The following is a 21,033-nucleotide window of genomic DNA, read 5'->3' as shown; positions in this document are numbered from 1 at the left end:
TCAGAATCATTAGAAGCGGTAGCCAACACCCACCATAAAGGCCATCGGGTCGACCTTGGTATTAATGGTGCCAATCGCAGTATGCACATCGGTATCGATATCCATGATCCAGGCTGAACCGTTGACAAACCAGCGGTCAGTGATCGCCATATCGATACCAACTTGTCCGGCAACACCCCAGGAGTCATCGACTTTGACATCGGTTCCTGACAGTGCACCACGACCCTCTTCATCAAAGAAGGTGGTGTAGTTCACGCCAATACCGACATACGGGCGAACCTTGCTTTGAGCATCGCCAAAATAGTACTGACCCATCAGAGTCGGCGGCAAATGCTTGATCTTGGCAACTTCAGCGCCACCCAGTTTGACTGAATGAGAGAAGGGGGTTGCAGCCAGCAATTCGACACCCCAGTTATCAGTAATCATGTAAGAGAGAGTCAATCCCAATTGCATGTTGTCATTAATTTCCAGCTCTACAGGCGTGCTGCTTTCCTGCGGCGATACAAATGCCAAACCACCACGAACCAGAATGTCGCCAGCCTGATGGGCCATGGCGAAAGGAGAGGCCACTGCAGCGGCAATCATCAGAGGAAGTAATTTTTTCATCACGTAATCCCTTTTTTTGTTTTCATTTGATGCTGTAAGCCCGCTGACTATATGCCCTTGTAAATGCAAAGTTATTGACTTGAAGCAAAGGTTGCGCGGAAATAAATCGATTGGTGTGACATCTTTGCGCGCCATCCCAATCTCCTTGAGCCCCCAGACAACAAGCCGGAATACCTGTTGCGACAGGTTGTAACTAACCCCATTCAGCGCCAAAACAAGCAAGCAAACCACACCTTATCGCTCGGCAGAGTGGCTATTAATTGTTGTTAATATGGGCAAACCAGCGTATTTTTTGCGCCATGCAAGTTACTGGGAAGTAATGGTTTATTTATGAAAAATGAGTCGAAATGGCAAAAGGTGGGGGCCTTTCTCGCGGCCGTTTGGGGGATCGGATCCTTTCTCTTTATCCTGCTCGGTTTTATTGTCGCCCTAGCCTATCTGGTATTGGTCCGGCAGGGCTAATCCGGGCTGACAGTATGTTGCAACGCAAGACTATTCCCTTCGACAAGTTGCTCCGGGGTCTGTTCCATCACCTCCCGAACAGACAGAGTGCCCGAATAGCCACAGCATCGATTACGGCCCCTCAGTTTTGCCTGATAGAGCGCCAGGTCGGCCAGCTTGAAACTGTGGCTCCAGAAGGTATCGGGGCACGCCGGATGCAGAGGATACCGACAATATCCCGATGAAACCGTTAACCATAGCGGCCTCTCCTCCGAACCGAAACGGTGCTGAACAACACGAAGCCTCAGATAATCGGCACGCTGTACCAACTCTTGCTCATTATCCACCTGCAACAGGAGTAAAAACTCCTCCCCTCCCAACCGGATAACGGGCTCGGCGTCACTCACCACCAGCTTGTGCAGCAGTTCTGCCAGCTGCTGCAACACCAGATCACCCATATCATGACCAAATCGGTCGTTGATCCGTTTGAAATGATCGAGATCGAGCAGCAACAGCTGACAAGGGCGGGCCCAATTGTCTTGCAACCAGCTATCCAGATAGCGACGATTGAAACAACGGGTCAAGGGGTCGGTGAATGCCGCCATCTCCATCTGGCTGGATTTTTCCAACAAATCATCGTGTTGCTGACTGACCTTGCTGGCCATCTCCTTGAACTTGCCGCTCAAGGTCGCCATCTCGGCGCTGCTGTCGATATAGGGGATCAAGGTGGCATCTGGCCGATCGCCAAAGCGTTGCAGCGCCGACACCAGCTGCTGCAACGGGGTAAGCACAATGCTGTTGAGCCGGTACATGGCGATCATGACGCAGATAAAACTGATAAACAGCATGCCGATAAAGGTCCAGAGCGCCCCCTCCATGACGCCACTCAAGATCTTTCTCTCCTCCTCAATCACCAGAGTCAGCACCGGCTGGTTATCGCTGTTGAGCAGTCGCACCTCTCCCCTGAGCCGGGTGAGCCCAAGGTCGATCAGGCGATACGTTATTTGCGGTTTCAGTGGTTTGAAGGTAGCGGTGACATCCAGATTGGCGTGGGAGATCGCCAGTGGCAGCGCGGTACGCTCCGATACCTGCTCGAGATAGGCCTTGTCGAGCCAACGTACAACCAGCAAGAAACCGTTGAACGGTGCCGACTCGTCACTGTTTCTGATCGGCTGCCACGAGTACATCAGCGGCCCCCACTGGGAAGCACGGATCCCATGCAGATTGATGCCCCCTTGCGCCACCGAGCGCGCCCTTAACTGCTTTTTCAGTTCATCAAGGAAGTAGGGAAACTGGTCCGGATTGATCCCCGGCGCATCGGGTAGCAGGGTTCGCGTCCAGATTTCGTAACCGGCGAGATCCATGAAGCTCATCAGGTTGAGACTAAAATCCCGCATCGGCATATCACTGAACAGGTTGGATTCGATGTACGCCCTGCTTTTGTTGTCCATAAAACGGTGACTGTCATCCCAGATGCCCCAATCCCGACTGAATGCATCCAGAGCGGCCACATCCGCCTGCACCGCCTTGGTCACGCGCAGCAGATGCTCCTTCATTCGCTGCTCTTCAATCCGGCTGGCAGCCGGGATCTGGGCCCACGCCAGCAGGACCAGCAATAGCAGGATCGCCCCCAGCCAGATGGGGAACATGGAGTAAGCCAACTGATGATCAATCGTGCGCGGAGCCTGAGCCATAACCCGATATATCCATTACCATGATGCTGAGATGCCAAGCCTGCCCACACTTGACGAGCTTCCCCCTATGCTCCCGATTTTTATAACAAAAAGGGGCCAAAGGCCCCTCGATTATAACGGCTTATCGCGCCAATAGTGGCCGCAAAAAACGAGCTGTATGAGACTCTTTATTGGTGCAAATCTCTTCCGGCGTCCCCGTCACCAGAATGCGGCCACCACCGGCGCCTCCCTCCGGTCCCAAATCGACGATCCAGTCGGCAGTTTTTACCACATCAAGGTTGTGCTCGATGATGACGATGGTGTTGCCGCGATCCCGCAACTGGTGCAGCACCTTGAGTAGCTGCTGGATGTCGTGGAAGTGCAGCCCGGTGGTCGGCTCATCCAGAATGTAGAGAGTCTGACCGGTGTCCCGCTTGGAGAGCTCACGCGCCAGCTTGACCCGCTGCGCCTCGCCGCCCGACAGCGTGGTGGCCGACTGGCCGAGACGGATATAGGAGAGGCCCACATCCATCAGGGTCTGCAGCTTGCGCGCCACTGCCGGTACCGGATCGAAGAACTCGCGGGCATCTTCCACCGTCATCTCGAGGATTTCGTGGATGTTCTTGCCCTTGTACTTCACCTCCAGCGTCTCGCGGTTGTAGCGCTTGCCCTTGCAGACGTCGCACGGTACGTAGACGTCCGGCAGGAAGTGCATCTCCACCTTGATGACTCCATCCCCTTGGCACGCCTCGCAGCGGCCCCCTTTCACGTTGAAGGAGAAGCGGCCCGGCTGGTAGCCTCGGGAACGCGCCTCCTGAGTGCCGGAGAGCAGCTCGCGGATCGGGGTAAACAGGCCGGTGTAGGTGGCCGGGTTGGAGCGTGGGGTACGACCGATGGGGCTCTGGTCGATATCCACCACCTTGTCCAGATGTTCCAGCCCCTCGACACTGCGATAGGGTGCCGGGGTGGATTCGGTGGCCTTGTTCAACTCGCGGTGAGCAATGCGGAACAGGGTATCGTTAATCAGGGTCGACTTGCCGGAGCCGGAGACGCCGGTGACGCAGGTCATCACTCCGATCGGCAGATCCAGGTTGACGTTGCGCAGGTTGTTGCCGCTCGCCCCCTTGAGCTTCAACCACTTGCCGATGAGCGGCGTGCGCTCGGCAGGAATGGCGATCTGCTTGCGACCGGAGAGGTAGTCACCGGTGAGTGACTCGGGATTGGCAATGATCTCCTCCGGCGTACCCTGCGCGACGATGGCCCCGCCGTGTACCCCGGCTCCCGGGCCGATATCGAGCACATGGTCCGCAAGGCGGATAGCGTCCTCGTCGTGCTCCACCACGATCACCGTGTTGCCGAGATCACGCAGATGAGTGAGGGTTTTGAGTAGCCGTTCATTGTCGCGTTGGTGCAGGCCGATGGAGGGCTCGTCGAGTACATACATCACCCCCACCAGACCGGCACCGATCTGGCTGGCCAGTCGAATGCGCTGCGCTTCCCCACCGGAGAGGGTCTCGGCACTGCGCGACAGGCTCAGGTAGTTGAGACCGACGTTCACCAGGAAGCCGAGCCGCTCGACGATCTCTTTCAATATCTTCTCGGCAATCTGGGCACGCTGGCCGGTGAGGTTCAGCCCCTCGAAGAAGGCCAGTGCATCGCCGATGGACTGCTCGGCAATGGCCGGCAGGTTACGGTTGTCGACGAAGACGTGGCGCGCCTCCTCCCGCAGCCGGCTGCCACCGCAGCTTGAGCAAGACTTGTTGGCGATGTATTTGGAGAGCTCTTCACGCACCGAATTGGACTCGGTTTCCCGGTAGCGCCGCTCCATGTTGTGCAGGATCCCCTCGAACGGGTGCTTGCGCACCACCACGTCGCCGCGGTCGTTCATGTAGCGGAACTCGATCTCGGTGCGACCGGAGCCACGCAGGATCACCTCCTGGGTCTTGAGCGGCAGATCCTCCCACGGCGTCTCCAGATCGAATTTGTAGTGCTCGGAGAGAGATTTCAGCATCTGGAAGTAGTAGAAGCTGCGCTTGTCCCAGCCACGGATGGCGCCGTTGGCCAGGCTGATGGCCGGATCGCCGATCACCTTGGCCGGGTCGAAATATTGCTGCACGCCCAAACCATCACAGGTGGGACAGGCACCGGCCGGGTTGTTGAAAGAGAAGATGCGCGGCTCCAGCTCCGACATGGAGTAGCCGCACTCCGGGCAGGCGAAGTTGGCGGAGAAGGTCATGGGAGCAACCCCCTCCTCCCCGTCCATCGGCACCACCAACACGATACCACCGGATAGGGTCAGCGCCGTCTCGAACGACTCGGCCAGACGCAAGGCAAGGTCATCGCGCACCTTGAAGCGGTCCACCACCACCTCGATGGTGTGCTTCTTGTGCAGCTCCAGCGCGGGAGGGTCGGATAGATCGCACACCTCGCCGTCGATACGGGCACGGATATAACCCTGCGCCGCCAGATTCTCCAGCAGCTTGGTGTGTTCCCCCTTGCGGTCACGCACCACCGGGGCCAGCAGCATCAGCTTGCTCCCCTCCGGCTGGGCCAGCACCTGATCCACCATCTGGCTGATGGTCTGGGCGGCAAGCGGAATGGCATGGGTCGGGCAGCGCGGCTCACCGACCCGGGCGAACAGCAGACGCAGGTAGTCGTAGATTTCGGTGATGGTGCCGACGGTCGAGCGCGGGTTATGGGAAGTGGACTTCTGCTCGATGGAAATGGCGGGCGAAAGCCCCTCGATATGGTCGACGTCCGGCTTCTCCATCAGGGAGAGGAACTGGCGAGCATAGGCGGAGAGGGACTCCACATAGCGGCGCTGCCCCTCGGCATAGAGGGTATCGAACGCCAGAGAGGATTTGCCCGAGCCGGAGAGGCCGGTGACCACGATCAGCTTGTCGCGGGGCAGGGTCAGATTGATGTTCTTGAGGTTGTGGGTGCGAGCACCCCGGACCACGATCTTTTCCATCTTGTTGCACGCTCGATACAGAAACCTGAGCGAGTCAGTATGGCATAGAGACTACTGGATGAATAGACAGTCATGAGATGAAATGCGCATCATCCGGCGCACGCCATCTGCTCTTTTTTCTCCACCAGCAGCCGCTCGTTTTGCCATATCAGAGCGGTGACCTCGACCCGATAGGGACAACGCAAACCCAGCCCTATTTTGCCAACCGCCATGACCACTCCAGCCTGCAGCGACAGATTACGGCTCTGGCGCTGAGTCGTGCTCCCGGCCTCCCCTTCGCTGCGCACCAGCAAGCTGACACTCACCATCAAGTCGCGCTTGCTGAGCAGCGTTGGCGCAAGTGACAGCCCCTGCTCGTTCTGCGCCATATTGAGGGACAAGCGGATCGACGGATCGGGCTCCATCTCGTTTCCCCTGGCGCTTGCTGGGGAAGCGACGCGATGAACCAGCATCAACCCACAGAGCAGCACCAATAAAAGAGGGGCCCGCAGGCCCCTGAATCCGGAGATGACCATCAGTTGCTACCAGCCCCTTGATAGACATAGGCATGGTTATCGCTGCCCAATACGGTCACATTGGCAGTATTAAAGCTTTCGTTTTGCACCACATCAACGGTGTTGCGCCCCCCACCAACCCCAGCATTGACGTAGACATTGGCCTCGTGCTCAGCGCCGTTCTGGGTCACGGTGAGCTTGTTCTCGCTACCCAAGTAGGACTCAACCTTGGCATTGTTCAACTCACCATCCTGGGTCACTTTGACCACAGACTCAGAGTGAGACGCATCGGCATAGGCCCAGTTGTCAGTGCCTTTCTGAGCAACGACCAGCTCGTTGTCCGAGCCCCAGGTCCAGGCGCCTTTGCCTTCACTATCACGAGCAGAGGCAACCTGGTTGCCAGTTCCGTTCTGGTCGATATCGATGGTATTGCCGCTGCCTGCTTGTTGCACTGCATTGGCATAGTTGTCATTACCTACCTGATCAATGGTGACCGCACCATCGGTACTGCTGGCTAACTGGTTGACCACGGCCTTGTTGTCATCACCTGTCTGGTTGACCAAGGCATCATTGCCAGTACCTTGCTGGTCGGTCTCAATCCGGTTGCGATTACCATCCTGTGTCAGGTCAGCAAACTCCCCGGTTCCAGACTGTTTGGCCAACAGGCCGTTGCCATTCCCGGCATCAGACCCTTGCTGCAGAGTCACCACTTCACCGCGGGTTCCACTTTGCTCAACAGTCGCTACGTTGGCACTATCGTATTGAGTGACGTCTGCATTGTTCAAAGAACCACTCTGAGTCACCACTGCAGATGTTCCTTCCGCCGGTGCATAGTCATAGTTACCGGTTGCCTGCAGCACCTTGGTGATATTGCTCTCTCCACGTTGTACCACTTCGGCGTTGGCTCCATCAGCCGCTGTCTGGGTCACGTCAGCCTGGTGAGCCCCCCCTTCTAGCTGCTGTACACTCGCCCGAGCGAAATCGGATATCTGGTTATTAATGACAGCCCGATTACCATCCGAGATTTGAGTGATCCTGGAGTCAGCTAAGTCACCATTATCTTGCTTGATCTTGGCGTCGTTGCGATCCCCATCCTGCACAACCCCGGCAACCGCACCGCCATTCTCAAATTGCTGAATCACATCAGCAAAGTTGTCGTTCCCCTTTGTATCGATGGAGGCTTTGGAGAGGTTAGTGTCACCTTGTTGCAAGATGTAACCCTCGTTACTGTCACCTACCTGCCGAGTATCGGCATCTGACTGGCCGGTATTCTTTTGAGTGGTAACAGCTGTGTTGTTGTTACCAGCTTGATCGATGTTAGCCTTGTTATCGACGCTTCCCACCACCTGGTTAATGGTGGCGATATTGCCGCTCTGGGCCTGGTTCACCGTAGCCTGGTTGCCAGTAGATGCCGCCCAAGCGGTGCTGGTCGCCAGAAGAACTGCCGAGGCAATGATGGTACGTTTAAACATGATTTCCCTCTCGTGCTAATGGTTGAGCCTAGGCTCAGTTGGTTTGAACGACATTTACTTGCTGATTGGCCCCCATCTGGATGACGGTGGCCGTTAATCCGATTCCGTTCTGCTCGATGCTGGCCTGATTGCCATCACCCAGCTGGATCGCCCGGGCCTGATTGTCTGCCCCTTGCTGACTGATCCAGGCTTCATTGCCGCTGCCTTGTTGCAGCAGCCAAATCCGGTTATTGATGCCCGCCTGATAGAGTTCGGCGCTATTGCCCTCACCCAGTTGCGCACCATTGACCCAGTTCTCATCTCCTACCTGGGAGAGCGCCAACTCATTGGCCCAACCCTGTTGCAGCAGGCGCGCCTGATTCAGCTCCCCTTGCTGGGTGAGGTGCAGTTGCTGCTCGCTACCGAGTTGCCACAACAGCGCCTGATTCCCGTCGTTCTGCAAACCGGAATCCAGCTCGCTTGCCATCGCCAGCTCATCAAAGACGGCAGGCTCTGCGGCGAGTTGCGGGGCGCCCGATATCAGCAGAAAAAAGAGAGCACTCAACAGATGTTTCATCGCGCCATCGCCTTGTTGGAAAACGCCCACAGTATCCCTGTCAGACAAGAGGCGGCCTATCAGGCACTCCGCTGATTCGAGGATGAAAAACACCGCCCTGTCGCTGAGCAGAAAGTCTTAAGTCGTATTCGATAGAGGCCAAAAAAATGCCCTCCACCAGGGAGGGCATTGCGAGAGAGGGAAAACTCAAAGCAGCGGGGCGTTGTCTTGCAGGTACTCCTGCAGGATCGGATTGTCGATATCCCGCTGGTCGGCCAGTTGCCACAGATTGTCCCGCACGCCATTGGCAATCAGCCGGATCACCCCGGACTCGATAGCCGACATGACACACATCTGTACCGGCTCATTGGTGCTGAAACCGGCCTCGGCCTCCAGCAGGCGCTTGTACTCGACGAAGCGGAATACCCCTGCCTGCACCTGTTGCGACAGCACTGTCTTGGAGGTGGTGACACTGTTCAGGATCCGGCCAGAACGGATATCGACGGCACGCAGATTGACCGTCACCTGATCGACCCGGTACTCCCCGCTGGCACCAATGCCAAAATACTTGGCTCCCGCCCCACCGGTTCGTACATTGCTGTCATAGGCGACGATCCCCCCCTCGATCAGGATGTTGGCGGCGACCAGCGAGGGCAGTTGATTGGCATTGTTGCCGGGAACGTTGGGTTTGTTCTGGGCCGCCCGCACAATCTTGCGTTCGGTCAGCAGGTTCTGCAGCCCCTCCCGCTCCAGCGGCACAAACCATTGGGAATCCCACAAAGCCGTGCTCAGCATGGCTACCCCGCCCTGGGTGACCGCCGTGGAGAAGTTGGATGCCGGTGCTGGCAGGTACTGACCGGTCTGGTCGCGAAAATCGTAGACGGCCGCGACAATTTTCCCTTTTGGCTTGGGCAGACTGATCAGCTCCTTGTAAGAGACGGATCGCGGCATCAGGGTTGCCTTCTCATCGGCAACGGGCGAGCCGATATGGGTCGCACAGCCAGCCAGCGCAAGCAGGGGCACTATCAATAACAGTTGTCGTTTCATCGCGCCCTCAATCAGCAATCAGGCCATTCACTTCGATCATGGTGGTCTGGTTGGTCACCCGGTCGGTGATCGAAACCACCAGAGTGCCATCTTCATCCACCACATTGATGGCAAAATCATCGGTCACCAGACTGCCGCTCTGGCTGCCATCCTTGCCGATATCGGCCAACAGCTGGCTGATCAGGCGGGATTGCAGGTTGGAGGTCAGGCGATCCAGCGCCGAGGTGCCGCTGCTACCACTGCCACTGGCGGGATCCTTGTAATCATTCTGCGCATTGGCGGTGCCAAGCAGATGACTGCTGTTGAGAGGGTTACCCCCAAAGCTGGGGTTGACGGGGCGATAGACAAGCTCCGACGCATGGAGCACTGGCGCTATCAGTGCTGCAACTAGCAATAACCGGGCACGCATGAGAAATATCCTTATAGTTCATCATGTTCCAAATCGAAGGTATCCATGAACAGGGTCGCGATCTTCTGCTGTTCGAGGGTCTGCCTGACCTGTGACCAAGCCAGTTTGGCGCTCTGCTCCTGCTGATTGCGGCCGGGAGAGAGCGCGGTTTTAAAAATCACCTTCCGGTTATGGGTGATCCAGATCAGGCTGCCCCAGCGAGCAGTCGGGCGCTCATGAATCGTCAGATTTTCTCTGGCATTCGGGTCTTCATCACTGCGCAACCGGGTAAATTCGTTATAAAAGCCCTGACCGAAGCGGGTAAAAGTGCGGTCCAGCACCAAACCATCCACATCCAGCCGATCACTCTCCTGCTCCGGCTGTACCGACTCCAGCGGTGCATCGGCCTCGGCCGCCACAACGGTCGTGAAGCTCCAGAGCAGCACAAGGCAACACGCCAGAGAGAACGCTTTCATCAGTGGGAGTCCGGAGCATCGAGATACTCTTTGGCCCAGCTCACCGCCTGGATCCGGTTCTTCACGTTCAGCTTTTTAAAGACGTTATAGAGGTGGGATTTGACGGTGTGCTCGCTGACAAACAGGCTGTCGGCGATCTCGACATTGGAGGCGCCCGTCATCAGATAACGGATGATCTCCTGCTCTCTGGCTGTCAGCAGGGTGTCGTTACGCAGCAGGTAGCTATTGCCCTGGCGATAGTATTCGACCAGCTCGCACAGCAGGTGGCGCGGCATCCAGTACTCGCCCAACAGGATTTTCTGCAACCCGGCAACCAGTCGGTCGAGCGGATCCTGACGGAAAAACAGACCGCAGATCTGCGGCCACATCAGCAGCAGGTCGCGATCCGTCGCAGTGGGAGCATTGAGCAGCACGGTGGCCGCCATGCCAAAGCGTTCGGAGATCGCCCGGTTCCAGCCCAGTGACTGGCCGGAGCGGATATAGTCGAGATCGATGAGAAACAGCGTGCCGTCACACTGGTTATCTAGCTGATTAATCTCGTGGATTAGCTGGACGGGACGGCTCAAATGAGAGATGAGATAGGCAGCAAATGTGCTGGCCTGCACATTATTTTCAGTGACCAGTGCGATCGGGCATGCGGCTTTCATTGTGTGCTCTTCCTTGAACCTGTAAACCACCTAATCTGGCCGACTGAGTCTACCAAGGAGGTATGGGAGCACAATATTAAAAAAGTATGAGAATGGATCTCATAAATATCGTAACCATATGTTTTTAGTCGATTTAAAAACTGTTCCCAATTCGCCAATCTGCCAGCATAACAGGAATATATGGCAGAAATGTGATGCAGGATGCGCCGAAAAAAGATGCAACCCGACCATCACCACAGCAGGAGCCAACCGTTGCCTTTGGCACATCAAGCCGGTTAAGGATGCTGCCAATCCGCTTCGCAACTGTTACTATGACCGTCACATGCGTCTGCGGGACATTGCGCCCCGCACACAGCAACTAATCAGGTATCTAGTCGTGTTGGACCAGGTTTCGACCTGGCCGGTAAATAAGGTGGAAGAGAGATTATGGCCAGTCGAGGCATCAATAAAGTCATTCTGATCGGTAACCTCGGGCAAGACCCGGAAGTACGCTACATGCCGAGTGGCGGTGCTGTGACCAACATTACTCTGGCCACCTCTGAAACCTGGCGCGACAAGCAGACCGGTGAGCAGAAAGAGCGCACCGAGTGGCACCGTGTCGTCTTCATGGGCAAGCTGGCCGAAGTGGCTGGCGAGTACCTGAAGAAAGGCTCCCAGGTCTATGTGGAAGGCAAACTACAGACCCGCAAGTGGCAGGATCAGAGTGGCCAGGAGCGCTACACCACTGAAGTGCTGGTCGACAGCTTCACCGGCGTCATGCAGATGCTGGGTGGCCGTCCGCAAGGTGGTCAGGGCATGGGCCAGAACATGGGTGGCCAACAAGGTGGCTGGGGTCAACCGCAGCAAGCCATGCAGCAGCCGATGAATCAGCAGCGCCCGGCGCCGGCTCCGCAGCAGAACATGCAGCCGCAAGGCGGTTATGGCCGTCCTGCCCAGCAGCCGCAATCTGCGCCGCCGGTATATAACGAGCCACCGATGGATTTCGACGACGATATCCCGTTCTAAGAACAGAGTATTGAAAAGGCCCTGATAACTCAGGGTCTTTTTTTTATGCACTCAGGCTGAACCACTCTGCCCGAAAGGGATATAACGCTTTATGGTTGCTTCCCCTACAGTGATGGATATTCTCCACAGGAGCGCTTTGTGCAAAGTGCAATGAAACTGCTCACCCCTTTATTGTTCCTGCTGACCAGCATGCTGCCCGGTCAGTTGCTGGCAACGCCACTCAAGGTCGGGGTCAGCTTTGCCATCCCCCCTTATGTCATCGAAAGTAATCAGAGTGGCATCGAGCTGGATCTGCTGAAAGAGGCGTTCGCTGGCAGCGGCTATGAGCCCAGCTTTGAATTTCTGCCACTGGAGCGTACCTTCCGCCTGTTCGATTCAGGAAAGCTGGATGCCATCATCAACGTCAGACCCGGTATGGTTGATCCCCATTTTCTGTCCCAGCCCGTTATCACCTTCCATAACCGGATCTTCACCCTGCGCAGCACCCACATCAGTACCTTGGACGATCTGCATTCAAAACGGGTCACCGCCTTTCAACGGGCAAGAACCATTCTGGGGGGCTCGTTCGCCACCATGGCCAACCAGAATCTCCACTATGAGGAGGTAGCCAAGCAGCAGGTACAAGTGCACCAACTGATGCGCGGCAGGGTGGATGCCGTCGTACTGGAGGAGCGGGTATTCTACTACTACCTCGACCAGCTGATCGCCACCGCCCAGGCAGGCGAGCACTACGAGCGCAATCAGGTCAGGCAAGCAGACCTCTTCCCGCCCACCGTCTATCACTTTGCCTTCCGAACGGCCGATGCCCGAAATCTGTTTGATAAGCGCCTTGAGGCGATGCGTCAGGATGGTCGTTATCACCAGATTTTCGCGGCTTACGGCGCCACACCGTGAGCCACAAACATAAAAGCCAGCCGGTAAGGGCTGGCTTTGTACTGGCTCCGAAGGAACAGCAGTAGGGGAGCGTTACTTCATTGCGCTGCCGTTTTTCAGTTCTGCTTTCTGACGTTTGGCTTCGCGTTTCTCTTTCAGTGACATCTGCGGTTTTTTCTTGGCATCTTTGCCGTTGTGATGTTCTTTGTTACTCATCATCAAACTCCAAAAATGTTACCCAGACAGTTGGTTCCTCATGGGAGCCAGCATGCCATCCGAATCATCAACTTCAGTACGCTTGGTGGGATGGTGCAAGACCATCACCAGACCCAGCATACCCTCCAGCGGCATCCGGATCCAGCCTCATTCTCGTCCAAAAAATGTCGCGCACAGCCCCCTGAGCGCAGAGGCCAAAGGACCTCGACAGGAAAGACCAAAAAAGAGTAATTCGCATTATTAAACGTTGTCACGCTTATATTAAGCCATCGTTACCTAGATATTTTCACGGATAAATATAAATCCCTCTCATTATTTATTGCCGCACAAGAGGTCACTATTTTAATAAGCATTCGCAATATCACCGGAAACATCAGGTTACAACACCGAATAGGTTATTTCCGGTCAGCCGGATATAATGTGCGCCGCACCGAAATATCCGTTTTTATTCAGGAAGCTGTACATGAACAGAAAAACCAGAGCCGCCATGGTGTCGGTCTGCTCCAATATCAGTCTGATCATCATGAAAATGGTGGCCGGTTTCGCCAGCGGCTCGGTCAGTATCATCTCGGAGGCGATCCACTCCGCCATGGATCTGGTGGCGGCCCTGATCGCCCTGTTCGCGGTGAAAAAGTCCGATCTCCCGCCCGATGAACGGCACCCCTATGGTCACGACAAGATTGAAAATGTCTCCGGCGTCATCGAAGCACTGCTTATTTTGCTGGCCGCGGGCTGGATCATCTTCGAAGCCGTCGACAAGCTGATCACCCCCAGCCCGATTGAAAGCATTGGCTGGGGCGTGCTGGTGATGGTGATCTCGGCGCTGGTCAACAGCGGCGTCTCGGCCTACCTCTACAAGGTGGCCCGAGAGGAGGAGTCGGTCGCGCTGGCTGCCGATGCGCTTCATCTCAAGGCGGATGTGCTCACTTCAGCCGGGGTCGCCGTCGGTCTTGGCGGGATCTGGCTGGCCGGTCTGTTCGGCCATTCACTCGCCATCCTCGACCCGCTGGTCGCCATTGCGGTCGCCATCTTTATTGTCAGAGAGGCGATCAGCATGCTCAACGAGGCCTTCCAGCCGCTGATCGACCAGAGCATGAGCCCGGAAGAGCTGGCGATGACCAGCCGCATCATCACCGAATGCTGTCCTGCCGCCAGCGGTTTTCACGATCTGCGCAGCCGTCGTGCCGGTCGTCGCCGCCATATTGACTTCCATCTCACACTGCCCCCGGAGATGAGCATCGGTGAAGCACACGATATCTGTGATCGCATCGAACACGCCATCATGGAGCAACTGCCCCACGCCATCGTGCTGATCCACGTCGAGCCGGAGGAGCAAGAGCTGCCCTCACCGCTCGCCATAAACTGAAATGTGGCAAACAGGCGGGAAAGTGGCAGCGAAATAACGGAAAGTTGGCACAAACCCGCATTTTTACTGCCGGAAAGCCGATTGCATAAGAAGTGATCGGCACAACTGTGTTAGGGTGTCTAACCACCCTGCCGCAGGAGCGCGCCGTGAAAAAGCTGGAAATGAAAGATCTGACCGAGGCCGAAAAAGCCGAGATAGCCTTGTTATTGCAAAAGGCACAAGCCAATGCAGACCACCAGCTGACCAACGGAGAGCGGAACAAGATCCGTGAAGAGGGTCGCCTGAAAATTGTGGCCGACCGCGCCGAAGCAGCCAAGGCAGCCTCCAAGCTGGCTCGCGAGAAAGCCAAAGAACGTGCCAAGAATCAGGTACTGCCGGAAACCTTCAGCTGGATTGATTCGGTCAGCAACAAGTTTCGCAGCAAGCGCTGATCCCTTCTTGCAAAACGCCCGCTGGCACTTGTGCCTGCGGGCGTTTGCATGTCTGGGCAATGCTCGATGAGCCAGATTTGGCGCCGCCATTGATTTGCAGCTCAGAAGCTAATCGCAGCAGCAAAGAAGTGATTTACATTGTGCGTTAGAGAGAACGCCAACTGACAATCCCCATCTATCGCCAGCTTTTCATTTTTTCTCATATTTTTTGCCAGAACTGGCTACATAGTCAGGACAAAAAAGCCGAATCCGGCTTGCCACAGGGTGATATGAGTCTGCACTGATTTTTCTATGCCGTTGAAATACATCATGTTTACTATAAAAAACGATATTTTTGGCTGTTACAAAACATTAATATCGAGATAAAGTTTGCTTTAAAAATGAGAGCGTGTTTTAATCTTTCTCGATGGTTCGGCAGTTCAGACCTGATTATGTTAGGCAGTCATTTTAGTAAAGCAGTGATTAGCATAAGCGTTATCCTCGGATAATTCTTATCAAATAATTCTCCTTCTTTAGTGCTCCCCATACGTATTGCTGACGAAAAATCAAAAATTGCCATTTAGGTGGCATTCAACACTATTTAAGGAAATTATTATGTCTAACAAAATGACTGGTACCGTTAAGTTCTTCAACGCTGAGAAAGGTTTTGGTTTCATCTCCCCGGCTGACGGCAGCAAAGACGTGTTCGTACACTTCTCCGCTATCCAGTCCACCAGCTTCAAAACCCTGGACGAAGGTCAGCGCGTTGAGTTCACCATCGAGCAAGGCCAGAAAGGCCCGGCTGCTGCCAACGTAGTTGGTCTGTAATTCAAGCCGGAGCATGCTGCTGATGGCTCATGCCAACTGCTGACAGCTCTGCAAGAATTTAAAAAAACCCGCTTCGGCGGGTTTTTTGTTTTTCCCCACTTTTTCCTCACAGATCTCCCCTCCCCCAACCGCTTGATCCCTCCCTTACATGCTCTCACCGCTTGAGTCTTACAATGAGCTCCGAATGGACTCAAAATGTAAAATAGTGACGAAAAAGTCCAGTTCTCCGCTGTATTTGCCGCGAATTCTTGCTATTTTGCGCGCCACCAACGCAAACGATTTCCTTCACACTTTCAGGATTAGTTATGGCAAAGCAAGATATGGCCGCCCAAACAGGGACTGGCGGCTTTCTGGACTCTTATTTTTCCATTTCTGCGCGCGGCAGCAGCGTGCGTCAGGAGCTGGTCGCGGGGCTGACCACCTTCCTGGCGATGGTCTACAGCATCATAGTGGTGCCGAACATGCTGGGTGCTGCCGGCTTTGAGCAGGGCCCGGTGTTTGTGGCGACCTGCTTGATCGCTGCCTTCGGCTCCCTGCTGATGGGGCTGTGGGCCAAGCTGCCGATGGCTATCGGTTGCGCCATCTCCCTCACCGCCTTTACCGCCTTCAGTCTGGTGCTGGGTCAGGGACTGAGCATTCCGGTCGCGCTGGGCGCCATCTTCCTGATGGGTGTGCTGTTTACCCTGATCAGCGTCACCGGCGTGCGCCAGTGGATCCTGGATAACCTCCCCTCCGGCATCGCTCACGGTACCGGTATCGGTATCGGCCTGTTCCTGCTGCTGATCGCCACCAACGGCGTTGGCATGGTGATCAAGAACGAAGGTGCTGGCCTGCCGGTACAACTCGGTGAAGTGACCGCCTTCCCGGTGATCATGACGGTGCTGGGTCTGGCTGCCATCTTCGGTCTGGAGCGTCGCAAGGTGCCGGGCGGCATCCTGATGGTGATCATCGCCATCTCCATCCTCGGCCTTATCTTCGACCCGAAAGTGACCTGGCAGGGCTTCTTCGCCATGCCGAGCCTGACTGGCGAGAAAGGCTCGCTGGTAGGCAGCATGGATCTGCTGGGCGCCCTCAATCCGGTAGTCATTCCGACCGTACTGGCGCTGGTGATGACCGCCGTGTTTGACGCCACCGGCACCATCCGTGCCGTGGCCGGACAGGCGGGTCTCATCAACGAACGTGGCCACATCATCAGCGGCGGCAAGGCCCTGACTGCCGACTCCGTCAGCAGCATGGTGGCAGGTGCCGTTGGTGGCGCTCCGGCTGCCGTCTACATCGAATCCGCCGCAGGCACCGCAGCCGGTGGCAAGACCGGTCTGACCGCCGCGCTGGTCGGCGTGCTGTTCCTGCTGATGATCTTCCTCTCCCCGCTGAGCTATCTGGTACCGGCTTACGCCACCGCACCGGCCCTGATGTACGTCGGTCTGCTGATGCTGGGCAACGTCACCAAGCTGGACTTCAGCGACTCGGTCGATGCCCTCTCCGGCATGCTGTGCGCCGTCTTTATCGTGCTGACCTGCAACATAGTCACCGGCATCATGCTGGGCTTCGTGGCGCTGGTCGTTGGCCGCATCTTCGCTGCCGAGTGGAAGAAGCTGAACGTCGGCACCGTCATCATCGCCCTGGCGCTGGTGATCTTCTATGCCGGTGGCTGGGCCATCTAACCCGTCCACATATTCCGGTTATAGCGAAGGGCCCTGCGGGGCCCTTTTTCATGGCTGTGAGTCAGCTAACAGTTTCCCGCCCGCCAGCCCTGCGCCGTTTCAGATTGAAACACCCATCCCCCTTCTGCTGTTTCAAATCCGAACCAAATCGCCCGTTATTTTTATCCCTTTTTCTGTCGTTAGACTGGCTCCATCAACCATTTGCCCACCCGAGCGGTGGCAAGCCAAGGAGTGAGCCATGAAGAAACTGATCAATGCCGTCGATGCCGTGGTCCGTGAACAACTGATGGGGATGGCAGCCGCCCACCCCGAGCTCAAGGTACGTATCGAGCCCCACTACATCACCCGCGCCGACTCCCCCGTGATGGGCAAGGTGGCGCTGGTCTCTGGCGGTGGCAGCGGCCACGAGCCGATGCACGGCGGTCTGGTGGGCAAAGGGATGCTGGATGGCGCCTGCCCCGGCGAGATTTTTACCTCCCCGACCCCGGATCAGATGTACGAGTGCGGACAAGCCGTTGATGGCGGCGCGGGCGTGCTGTTTCTGGTGAAGAACTACACCGGCGACGTGCTCAACTTCGAGACCGCAGTCGAGCTGCTGCACGGTGACGGGGTCAAGGTGGGCTTCGCCCTGATCGATGACGACGTAGCGGTCAAAGACAGCCTCTATACCGCCGGTCGCCGTGGCGTCGCCACGACCGTGCTGTGCGAGAAGCTGGTCGGTGCCGCCGCCGAGGCGGGCTACGATCTGGCGCGTTGCGAGGCGCTGGCCCGTCGCATCAACAACCAGAGCCGCACCATAGGCGTGGCCATGCATGCCTGCACCGTGCCGGCCGCTGGCAAGCCCTCCTTCACTCTGGCGGACAACGAGCTGGAGTTCGGCGTCGGTATCCATGGCGAGCCGGGCATCGAACGTCGCCCCTTCACCGACCTCAATACTCTGGTGGACGACATGTTCAGCGAGCTGGCTGACAACACCCCCTATGGCCGCACACTGCGCCACTGGGATCGCACCAGCGGCAGCTGGCAGGAGGAGCACACCTTTATCGAACCGCTCAACAAAGGCGATCGGGTCATCGCGCTGGTCAACAGCCTCGGCGGCACACCCATCTCCGAGCTCTATGGCGTCTATGGTCGCCTCGCCACCCTGTGCGAGGAGGCGGGCATCCATCTGGTGCGCAACCTGATCGGCCCCTACTGCACCTCCCTCGACATGACCGGCATCTCCATCACCCTGCTCAAGGTGGATGACGAACTGATGACCCTGTGGGATGCCCCCGTTCACACCCCCGCCCTGCGTCGCGGCTGCTAAGGAGTGCCGATAGCCATGCTAAGCAAACACCAAATCGTCAACTGGCTGCTCGACTGCGAACACATCTTTACCGAGCAGCGTGACTACCTCACCGCGCTGGATACCGACATCGGCGACGGCGACCACGGCCTCAACATGCAACGCGGCTTCGCCAAGGTAGCCGAGAAGCTGCCGGCGGTGGCGGACAAGGATATCGGTCAGGTACTGAAAACCACCGGCATGACCCTGCTCTCCTCGGTCGGCGGCGCCAGCGGCCCGCTCTACGGCACCTTCTTTATCCGGGCCGCAGCCAGCAGTGACGCCTGCCAGAGCCTCAGCCTCAGCCAGCTGTGCAAAATGCTGAGCGACGGGGTCGAGGGGATCGTCTCCCGCGGCCGTGCCGAGCCGGGCGACAAGACCATGTGCGATGCCTGGTGGCCGGCACTGGCCGCCCTGCAACAGGCGCAGCAGCAAGATCTGCCCCTCAACGAGGCGCTGGACAAGGCGGTGGCAGCCGCCGCGGCCGGTACCGAGGCGACCATCCAGATGCAGGCCCGCAAGGGGCGCGCCAGCTATCTTGGCGAGCGCAGCATCGGCCATCAAGATGCAGGGGCCACCTCGACCCTGCTGCTGCTGACCGCCCTGCGTGACAGAGCGAGGTTGTGACATGATCGGAATCGTAGTTGTCTCTCACAGCGCCATGCTGGCAGCCGGCTTGAAAGCGCTGGCCGACCAGCTCGGCAGCCCGGCCCGATTGCTGCTGGCGGCCGGGGTCGATGACCCCGACCATCCCATCGGCACCGATGCCATCGCCGTGATGAGTGCGATTGAAGAAGCGGATGACGGCAGCGGCGTGCTGGTGCTGATGGACTTGGGCAGCGCTCTGCTGAGCGCCGAGACCGCCCTCGAACTGCTGCCCCCGGAGCTGAGCGCGAGGGTGCGGCTCTGCCCCGCCCCGCTGGTCGAGGGCACTCTGGCCGCTGTGGTGGCGGCCGGTTCCGGCCTGACACTGGACGAGGTGGCTGCCGAGGCACTCGGCGCGCTGGGCCCGAAACAGGCGATGCTGCCTGCCAGCACGGCGCAGGCTGCTACCGAGACAGCCCCCGTTGCTGACGACGGCTGGCTGCGCTGCGAGGTGGTGGTGGATAACCCCCACGGCCTGCATGTGCGCCCCGCCGCCCGACTGGTGGCCGCCCTCAAGCCCTTTGCCGCCGAACTCAAGCTGCAAAAGGGGGATAAAGAGGCCAACCCCCGCAGCCTGACCCGGCTCGCCATGCTCAACGTGCGGCAGGGCGACCAGCTCACCCTGCTGGCGCGCGGGGAGGATGCCACCGCCGCCCTGGCCTGCTTCCAGCAGCTGGCCGACGAGCGTTTCGGCGACTGAGCTGCCTGTTTGAAGGCGCGGCAGCGACCTTATCGGCCAGCCGCTGCGCCACTGTTGTGCAAGTAAAAGACGAAGGAGTCCCCGGCACTGCCGCCCCTTCGCCCCGATTCTTAATTCATAAAGAGAGAGGGATAAAATATGGACCGCATTATCATCAGCCCCAGCAAATACGTACAAGGCAACGGGGCCCTCGCCAATATCGGCAACTACGTCAAAGCGCTCGGCAGCAAGCCGCTTATTCTGGCCGACGCCTTCGTCACCAAGCTGGTGGGCGATACCGTGGCCACCAGCTTCCACGGCGCCGGTATCAAGCCGGAGTTCGACTGCTTCAACGGCGAGTGCTCCCGCCCCGAGATCGACCGCCTGCTGGCCCGTTGCAAGCAGACCCCATTTGACGTCATCATCGGCATCGGCGGCGGCAAAACGCTGGATACCGCCAAATCGGTCGCCTTTTATCAGAAGGTGCCGGTGGTCATAGTGCCCACCATCGCCTCCACCGATGCCCCCACCAGCGCGCTGGCGGTCATCTACACCCCGGAAGGGCAGTTCAGCGAATACCTGATGATCCCGACCAACCCCAACATGGTCATCATGGATACCGGTGTGGTCTCCCGCGCTCCGGTGCGGCTCTTGGTCTCCGGCATGGGGGATGCGCTATCCACCTACTTCGAGGCGCGCGCCAACAAGGTCTCCGGTTGCCAGACCATGGCCGGTGGCGCCTCCACGCTGGCGGCGCAGGCCATCGCCGAGCTCTGCTACAAGACTCTGCTGGCCGATGGTTACAAGGCCAAGCTGGCGGTGGAGCAGGGGCTCTGCACCAAGGCGGTGGAGAACATCATCGAGGCCAACACCTATCTGAGCGGTATCGGCTTCGAGAGCAGCGGGCTGGCCGCCGCCCACGCCATCCACAACGGTCTGACCCAGCTGGCCGAGTGTCACCACCTCTACCACGGTGAGAAGGTGGCGTTCGGTACCCTGGTGCAGCTGGTGCTGGAGAACGCACCGATGGCGGAGATCGAAACCGTGCTGGGTTTCTGCCGCTCGGTGGGCCTGCCGACCAACCTGCATATGATGGGGGTCAAGGAGCTGGATATGGCGCGCCTGATGGAGGTGGCCAAAGCCTCCACCGCCGAGGGCGAGACCATCCACAATATGCCGTTCAAGGTCACCGCCGAGGATGTGCTGGCGGCCATCGTCACCGCCCACCAGCTGGGGCTGTAACCACGCCACGACTGACCCTGCCATATAA

Annotated in this window: 21 protein-coding genes; 10 read left to right on the top strand and 11 right to left on the bottom strand. The window is 57.6% G+C overall.

From position 1 onward, the window contains the following. Nucleotides 1–9: 9 nt before the first annotated feature. The 10 genes from G5287_RS19185 to G5287_RS19140 all read right to left on the bottom strand — a co-directional run bounded on the left by G5287_RS19185 (nt 10) and on the right by G5287_RS19140 (nt 10,750). Nucleotides 10–606 carry an OmpW family outer membrane protein gene (locus G5287_RS19185; RefSeq protein WP_227342973.1) on the bottom strand — a complete coding sequence of 199 codons (597 nt, stop codon included), beginning with the start codon at nt 604–606 and terminating at the stop codon, nt 10–12. 458 nt (nt 607–1,064) lie between these two features. Continuing rightward, entirely contained in the window at nt 1,065–2,741 is a 1,677-nt protein-coding gene (locus G5287_RS19180; RefSeq protein ID WP_421231741.1) for a sensor domain-containing diguanylate cyclase, read from the bottom strand. A gap of 121 nt (nt 2,742–2,862) precedes the next feature. Further along, a complete protein-coding gene (gene uvrA, locus G5287_RS19175; protein WP_421231740.1) occupies nt 2,863–5,691 on the bottom strand; it encodes an excinuclease ABC subunit UvrA in 2,829 nt (942 codons plus the stop codon). An 89-nt stretch (nt 5,692–5,780) separates the two neighbouring features. Next, on the bottom strand, nt 5,781–6,095 hold the full coding sequence (locus tag G5287_RS19170; RefSeq protein ID WP_227341855.1) for a hypothetical protein: 315 nt from the start codon (nt 6,093–6,095) through the stop codon (nt 5,781–5,783). Nucleotides 6,096–6,205: 110 nt separating this feature from the next. Then, on the bottom strand, nt 6,206–7,657 hold the full coding sequence (locus G5287_RS19165) for a curlin (RefSeq protein WP_227341854.1): 1,452 nt from the start codon (nt 7,655–7,657) through the stop codon (nt 6,206–6,208). Nucleotides 7,658–7,691: 34 nt separating this feature from the next. Then, nucleotides 7,692–8,213 carry a curlin gene (locus G5287_RS19160; protein WP_201952781.1) on the bottom strand — a complete coding sequence of 174 codons (522 nt, stop codon included), beginning with the start codon at nt 8,211–8,213 and terminating at the stop codon, nt 7,692–7,694. A gap of 186 nt (nt 8,214–8,399) precedes the next feature. Next, on the bottom strand, nt 8,400–9,239 hold the full coding sequence (locus G5287_RS19155) for a CsgG/HfaB family protein (RefSeq protein ID WP_005355003.1): 840 nt from the start codon (nt 9,237–9,239) through the stop codon (nt 8,400–8,402). A gap of 7 nt (nt 9,240–9,246) precedes the next feature. Then, a complete protein-coding gene (locus G5287_RS19150) occupies nt 9,247–9,648 on the bottom strand; it encodes a curli assembly protein CsgF (protein ID WP_227341853.1) in 402 nt (133 codons plus the stop codon). 11 nt (nt 9,649–9,659) lie between these two features. Then, nucleotides 9,660–10,103, bottom strand: coding sequence for a curli production assembly/transport protein CsgE (locus G5287_RS19145; RefSeq protein ID WP_421231739.1), 444 nt, complete (start codon nt 10,101–10,103; stop codon nt 9,660–9,662). Next, nucleotides 10,103–10,750 carry a LuxR C-terminal-related transcriptional regulator gene (locus G5287_RS19140; protein ID WP_158113813.1) on the bottom strand — a complete coding sequence of 216 codons (648 nt, stop codon included), beginning with the start codon at nt 10,748–10,750 and terminating at the stop codon, nt 10,103–10,105. The genes G5287_RS19145 and G5287_RS19140 overlap by 1 nt, the downstream gene beginning before the upstream one ends. A 426-nt stretch (nt 10,751–11,176) precedes the next feature. On the opposite strand from G5287_RS19140, the gene G5287_RS19135 reads away from it, so the two are divergent. Further along, complete coding sequence (locus G5287_RS19135; RefSeq protein ID WP_204480312.1) at nt 11,177–11,755, top strand: single-stranded DNA-binding protein; 579 nt, start codon at nt 11,177–11,179, stop codon at nt 11,753–11,755. A gap of 150 nt (nt 11,756–11,905) precedes the next feature. Further along, the gene (locus G5287_RS19130) at nt 11,906–12,649 is read left to right on the top strand and encodes a substrate-binding periplasmic protein (RefSeq protein WP_421231744.1); all 744 of its coding nucleotides are present in this window, start codon (nt 11,906–11,908) and stop codon (nt 12,647–12,649) included. Between the two features lie 72 nt (nt 12,650–12,721). Here the strand turns inward: G5287_RS19130 and G5287_RS19125 are convergent, their stop codons facing one another. Then, on the bottom strand, nt 12,722–12,847 hold the full coding sequence (locus G5287_RS19125; protein ID WP_019445191.1) for a hypothetical protein: 126 nt from the start codon (nt 12,845–12,847) through the stop codon (nt 12,722–12,724). Nucleotides 12,848–13,307: 460 nt separating this feature from the next. On the opposite strand from G5287_RS19125, the gene G5287_RS19120 reads away from it, so the two are divergent. The 8 genes from G5287_RS19120 (at nt 13,308) to G5287_RS19085 (ending at nt 21,005) form a co-directional block, all read left to right on the top strand. Next, nucleotides 13,308–14,210: a cation diffusion facilitator family transporter gene (locus G5287_RS19120; RefSeq protein ID WP_167573702.1), complete on the top strand. Its 903-nt coding sequence runs from the start codon at nt 13,308–13,310 to the stop codon at nt 14,208–14,210. 146 nt (nt 14,211–14,356) lie between these two features. Then, on the top strand, nt 14,357–14,641 hold the full coding sequence (yjbD, locus tag G5287_RS19115; protein WP_005340165.1) for a DUF3811 domain-containing protein: 285 nt from the start codon (nt 14,357–14,359) through the stop codon (nt 14,639–14,641). 594 nt (nt 14,642–15,235) lie between these two features. Next, nucleotides 15,236–15,448 (top strand): transcription antiterminator/RNA stability regulator CspE, encoded by a 213-nt coding sequence (gene cspE / locus G5287_RS19110; protein ID WP_005316548.1) that lies wholly within the window; start codon nt 15,236–15,238, stop codon nt 15,446–15,448. A gap of 305 nt (nt 15,449–15,753) precedes the next feature. Further along, on the top strand, nt 15,754–17,112 hold the full coding sequence (locus tag G5287_RS19105) for an NCS2 family permease (protein WP_005340164.1): 1,359 nt from the start codon (nt 15,754–15,756) through the stop codon (nt 17,110–17,112). Nucleotides 17,113–17,350: 238 nt separating this feature from the next. Further along, the gene (gene dhaK, locus G5287_RS19100) at nt 17,351–18,421 is read left to right on the top strand and encodes a dihydroxyacetone kinase subunit DhaK (protein WP_005340163.1); all 1,071 of its coding nucleotides are present in this window, start codon (nt 17,351–17,353) and stop codon (nt 18,419–18,421) included. A 15-nt stretch (nt 18,422–18,436) separates the two neighbouring features. Then, a complete protein-coding gene (dhaL, locus tag G5287_RS19095) occupies nt 18,437–19,066 on the top strand; it encodes a dihydroxyacetone kinase subunit DhaL (protein WP_041209684.1) in 630 nt (209 codons plus the stop codon). Between the two features lies 1 nt (nt 19,067). Next, on the top strand, nt 19,068–19,784 hold the full coding sequence (gene dhaM / locus G5287_RS19090; RefSeq protein WP_421231738.1) for a dihydroxyacetone kinase phosphoryl donor subunit DhaM: 717 nt from the start codon (nt 19,068–19,070) through the stop codon (nt 19,782–19,784). Between the two features lie 138 nt (nt 19,785–19,922). Next, nucleotides 19,923–21,005, top strand: coding sequence for a glycerol dehydrogenase (locus tag G5287_RS19085; protein WP_064337434.1), 1,083 nt, complete (start codon nt 19,923–19,925; stop codon nt 21,003–21,005). Nucleotides 21,006–21,033 lie beyond the last annotated feature (28 nt).

The sequence above is a fragment of the Aeromonas sp. 603079 genome (assembly GCF_049172135.1).
Classification (GTDB): Bacteria; Pseudomonadota; Gammaproteobacteria; order Enterobacterales; family Aeromonadaceae; genus Aeromonas; species Aeromonas veronii.
This window is presented reverse-complemented; position numbering and strand designations above follow the sequence as displayed.

Bases quoted from the DNA above. Each gene is read 5' to 3' on its own strand.
- G5287_RS19130 (WP_421231744.1), top strand. From the start codon at position 11,906: ATGAAACTGCTCACCCCTTTATTGTTCCTGCTGACCAGCATGCTGCCC.
- G5287_RS19170 (WP_227341855.1), bottom strand. From the start codon at position 6,095: ATGGAGCCCGATCCGTCGATCCGCTTGTCCCTCAATATGGCGCAGAAC.
- G5287_RS19145 (WP_421231739.1), bottom strand. From the start codon at position 10,103: ATGAAAGCGTTCTCTCTGGCGTGTTGCCTTGTGCTGCTCTGGAGCTTC.
- G5287_RS19125 (WP_019445191.1), bottom strand. From the start codon at position 12,847: ATGATGAGTAACAAAGAACATCACAACGGCAAAGATGCCAAGAAAAAA.
- G5287_RS19180 (WP_421231741.1), bottom strand. From the start codon at position 2,741: ATGGCTCAGGCTCCGCGCACGATTGATCATCAGTTGGCTTACTCCATG.
- G5287_RS19085 (WP_064337434.1), top strand. From the start codon at position 19,923: ATGGACCGCATTATCATCAGCCCCAGCAAATACGTACAAGGCAACGGG.
- G5287_RS19185 (WP_227342973.1), bottom strand. From the start codon at position 606: ATGAAAAAATTACTTCCTCTGATGATTGCCGCTGCAGTGGCCTCTCCT.
- G5287_RS19105 (WP_005340164.1), top strand. From the start codon at position 15,754: ATGGCAAAGCAAGATATGGCCGCCCAAACAGGGACTGGCGGCTTTCTG.
- dhaL (WP_041209684.1), top strand. From the start codon at position 18,437: ATGCTAAGCAAACACCAAATCGTCAACTGGCTGCTCGACTGCGAACAC.
- G5287_RS19155 (WP_005355003.1), bottom strand. From the start codon at position 9,239: ATGAAACGACAACTGTTATTGATAGTGCCCCTGCTTGCGCTGGCTGGC.
- G5287_RS19150 (WP_227341853.1), bottom strand. From the start codon at position 9,648: ATGCGTGCCCGGTTATTGCTAGTTGCAGCACTGATAGCGCCAGTGCTC.
- G5287_RS19120 (WP_167573702.1), top strand. From the start codon at position 13,308: ATGAACAGAAAAACCAGAGCCGCCATGGTGTCGGTCTGCTCCAATATC.
- G5287_RS19165 (WP_227341854.1), bottom strand. From the start codon at position 7,657: ATGTTTAAACGTACCATCATTGCCTCGGCAGTTCTTCTGGCGACCAGC.
- G5287_RS19135 (WP_204480312.1), top strand. From the start codon at position 11,177: ATGGCCAGTCGAGGCATCAATAAAGTCATTCTGATCGGTAACCTCGGG.
- dhaK (WP_005340163.1), top strand. From the start codon at position 17,351: ATGAAGAAACTGATCAATGCCGTCGATGCCGTGGTCCGTGAACAACTG.
- dhaM (WP_421231738.1), top strand. From the start codon at position 19,068: ATGATCGGAATCGTAGTTGTCTCTCACAGCGCCATGCTGGCAGCCGGC.
- G5287_RS19160 (WP_201952781.1), bottom strand. From the start codon at position 8,213: ATGAAACATCTGTTGAGTGCTCTCTTTTTTCTGCTGATATCGGGCGCC.
- G5287_RS19140 (WP_158113813.1), bottom strand. From the start codon at position 10,750: ATGAAAGCCGCATGCCCGATCGCACTGGTCACTGAAAATAATGTGCAG.
- uvrA (WP_421231740.1), bottom strand. From the start codon at position 5,691: ATGGAAAAGATCGTGGTCCGGGGTGCTCGCACCCACAACCTCAAGAAC.
- cspE (WP_005316548.1), top strand. From the start codon at position 15,236: ATGTCTAACAAAATGACTGGTACCGTTAAGTTCTTCAACGCTGAGAAA.